General features: G+C 42.7%; 2 protein-coding genes. Both read right to left on the bottom strand.

Going from position 1 to position 3,156, the window contains the following annotated elements:
• Positions 1-399 precede the first annotated feature (399 nt).
• Entirely contained in the window at positions 400-1,683 is a 1,284-nt protein-coding gene (gene odhB / locus J416_RS12405) for a 2-oxoglutarate dehydrogenase complex dihydrolipoyllysine-residue succinyltransferase (RefSeq protein ID WP_003472884.1), read from the bottom strand.
• A partial coding sequence (locus J416_RS12400; protein WP_003472880.1) for a thiamine pyrophosphate-dependent enzyme occupies positions 1,670-3,156 on the bottom strand: 1,487 nt, incomplete at its 5' end. The genes J416_RS12400 and odhB, both read right to left, overlap by 14 nt.

Genomic DNA, 3,156 nt, shown 5'->3' with positions numbered 1-3,156 from the left:
CAATTTTACGGACTTAATCTCGGCCTGCATAGATTTCCGGGTAATTCACTTATTACTGGGAAATCTTCTGCTCGACCTGCATAGATTTCCGGGTAAATCGCATATTACTGGGAATTCTTCTGCTCGGCCTGCATAGATTTCCGGGTAAAATTATTTTTCGAGTCAAACAGCATGGGTTTTATCCTATATTTGCATGATAAATCGATTTTCGAGGCAAACAGCTACCCTTACTTCTGCTGTTTGACACATATACGCATTTATCATGCAAACAGCAACTTCGATTTCGTCTATTTGACGCATAAATCCCTCACACTCCCCAGCCAACAAAAAAGCACGAAAAAACTCGCACACTGTCGATCATTTCGGCAATGTGCGAGCATTAGAACAATATATCAATTGTTAGCCTTCGAGTAACAAGTCATAAGGATCTTCGATTAGCTCTTTAATGCGAACGAGGAACTGCACCGCTTCCTTGCCATCAACAATGCGGTGGTCGTAAGAGAGCGCAATATACATCATCGGTCGCACTTCAATGGAATCATCTGGCATAGCAACCGGGCGCTTTTGGATCGAGTGCATACCGAGAATCCCTACTTGTGGCGAATTTAAAATTGGTGTCGACAACATCGATCCAAAAATACCGCCATTGGTAATCGTAAATGAACCGCCTTGCAAATCACTCAGCTGTAAGTCTTTTTCTTGTGCACGTTTGCCTAGGCTGGCAATCTCTGATTCAATACCTGCAAAATCTAAGCGATCCGCATCTCGGACAACTGGCACAACTAAACCGTCATCGGTCGAAACCGCAATGCCAATATCATAAAATTTCTTCAGTAATATCTCGTCATCTTGAATTTCTGCATTTAAATATGGGAAATCCTTCAATGCGCCAACAACCGCTTTGGTAAAGAACGACATAAACCCAAGTTTGATGCCATGCTTATCTAAAAAGTTATCTTTTCGTTCACTGCGCAATTTCATCACAGCTGACATATCCACTTCATTAAAAGTCGTAAGCATAGCTGATTGATGTTGCGCTTCCACTAAACGGTTCGCAATCGTTTTACGGCGGCGTGTCATTTTCACACGCTCAATAGGCTTCTCAAAATCTGCTTGATTATTTTCTTCTGTTTTCGCTTCTTTCTGTGATTGCTTTTGTGCGGACGATTTTACTTCACTTGCTAATTTATCGACATCTTCAGGCCGAATTCGTCCATATGGATCACTCGTAACATCATTTAAATCAATACCTAATTCACGAGCACGTTTTCTTGCTGCTGGAGATGCAATCACTTTTTGATCCTGTTCTGCATCAGTGGATGAAGTCTTTTCGGATGCTTGATCTTGTTTTTCTTCCTGTTTTGTCTCTGTTTGTTCCGGTGCTTCTTCACTTGATGCATCATCATCCGTATCATGATCAGATTGATCCGAAGAGCCGCTCGCTTCACCACTTTCATCAACTTTCGCTATCACTTCACCGACTTCTACATCTTCACCTTCACTGCGGACTTGTTCGGCGAGCACCCCGCTATAATCGGCGTTCACTTCAACATTGACTTTATCTGTTTCCAACTCGCAAATCGCGTCACCTTTTTCAACGGCATCGCCTTCACTTACTAACCACTCGGCTATCGTACCTTCTGTAATCGACTCTGCTAATTCTGGGACCTTAACTTCTTTCATTGGTTTCTCCTCCTTTAGGCAGCTCTAGTGCTTTCTTGATTAGTCGACGTTGCTCAGTTTTATGGATATGTGGATCACCGACAGATGGTGATGACCGCTCACAGCGTCCAGCATAGTCAAGTTCAATTTGTGTACCTTCTAACATTTTAAACAACGTTTCTTTCACAAAGTTCCAAGCCCCCATGTTTCGAGGTTCTTCTTGGACCCAAACCAGTTCCTCTAGATTTGGACAACCTTTGATAATGTCTGCAATTTTCTTTTCTGGGAACGGATAAATTTGTTCCAAGCGAAGAACATGAACCGATTGATAGGCTGATTTATTTTCTTCAACCTTCTCCTCTATATCTACCATCACTTTACCCGAACCGATTAACAGGCGTTTCGCTTTCTTGGTTGTCCAAGGCAAACCTGGTTGTGGCATAACGGTTTGGAACTTGCCTTCTGTAAATTCATCGATCTCCGAAACGACGCGCGGGCTACGCAATAAACTTTTCGGCGTCATGACAACTAATGGACGCGATGATTCACTATCAACTAAAGCCGCTTGGCGTCGTAACAAATGAAAGAATTGTGCACTTTTCGTTACATTCGCCACAATCCAATTGTTCTCAGCAGCCATTGAAAGAAAACGTTCTAACCTTGCACTAGAGTGTTCTGGTCCTTGCCCTTCATAGCCATGTGGCAATAACATGACCATATTGGAGCGTTCATCCCATTTCGCACGTGCTGAGGAAATGAACTGATCAAAAATGACTTGCCCAGCATTAGCAAAATCACCAAACTGAGCTTCCCAAATAACAAGAGTCTTCGGTGCTTTTACGCTATACCCGTATTCAAAACCTAACACCGCAGCCTCAGACAACGGACTGTTATGAATGTCGAATGTTGCTTTGGCTTCTTCCAATCCGTGCATTGGGCTATACGTTTCGCTTGTATTTTCGTCATGTAACACAAGATGACGATGAGCAAATGTCCCACGTTCTGTATCTTGACCGGTAATTCGGATCGGTATGCCGTCTTGCAAAATCGACGCATAAGCTAACGCTTCACCAACGGCCCAGTCTGCCTTCTTCTCTTTTTCAAATGTATCGTGTCGTTTTTTCAAAATTTTCTCAAGCTTCTTATAGGCATGAAATCCGTCTGGTCGATCTAAGATCCCTTTATTTAACGCTAACAATAAATCCGAAGGCACGGCTGTTTCAATATCAGATAATCCGTTACGTAAAGCTTGTGGAACCGGCTCTGCTTCCGGATTTTCGTTTGTGTTTTCCGTCATATCATCATAAATGCCTTGTAATTTATCAAATACTGCATCCTTCATTTCACTAAGAGTGTTAGTCGTTAACACACTTTCTTCTTGTAAACGATTGGCATAAATATCGGCAACTGATGAATGCTGATCAATGGATTGATAGAGCTTTGGCTGTGTCGCTCGTGGCTCATCCATCTCATTGTGCCCATAGCGGCGATAGC

Origin of the sequence: Gracilibacillus halophilus YIM-C55.5 (genome assembly GCF_000359605.1) — a bacterium.
GTDB lineage: Bacteria > Bacillota > Bacilli > Bacillales > Amphibacillaceae > Gracilibacillus > Gracilibacillus halophilus.
The sequence above is the reverse complement of the archived record's forward strand: the minus strand, read 5'-3'. Positions and strand labels throughout refer to the sequence as shown.

Excerpts from the sequence above, each read along its gene's own strand:
- odhB (WP_003472884.1), bottom strand. The coding sequence starts at position 1,683 with ATGAAAGAAGTTAAGGTCCCAGAATTAGCAGAGTCGATTACAGAAGGT.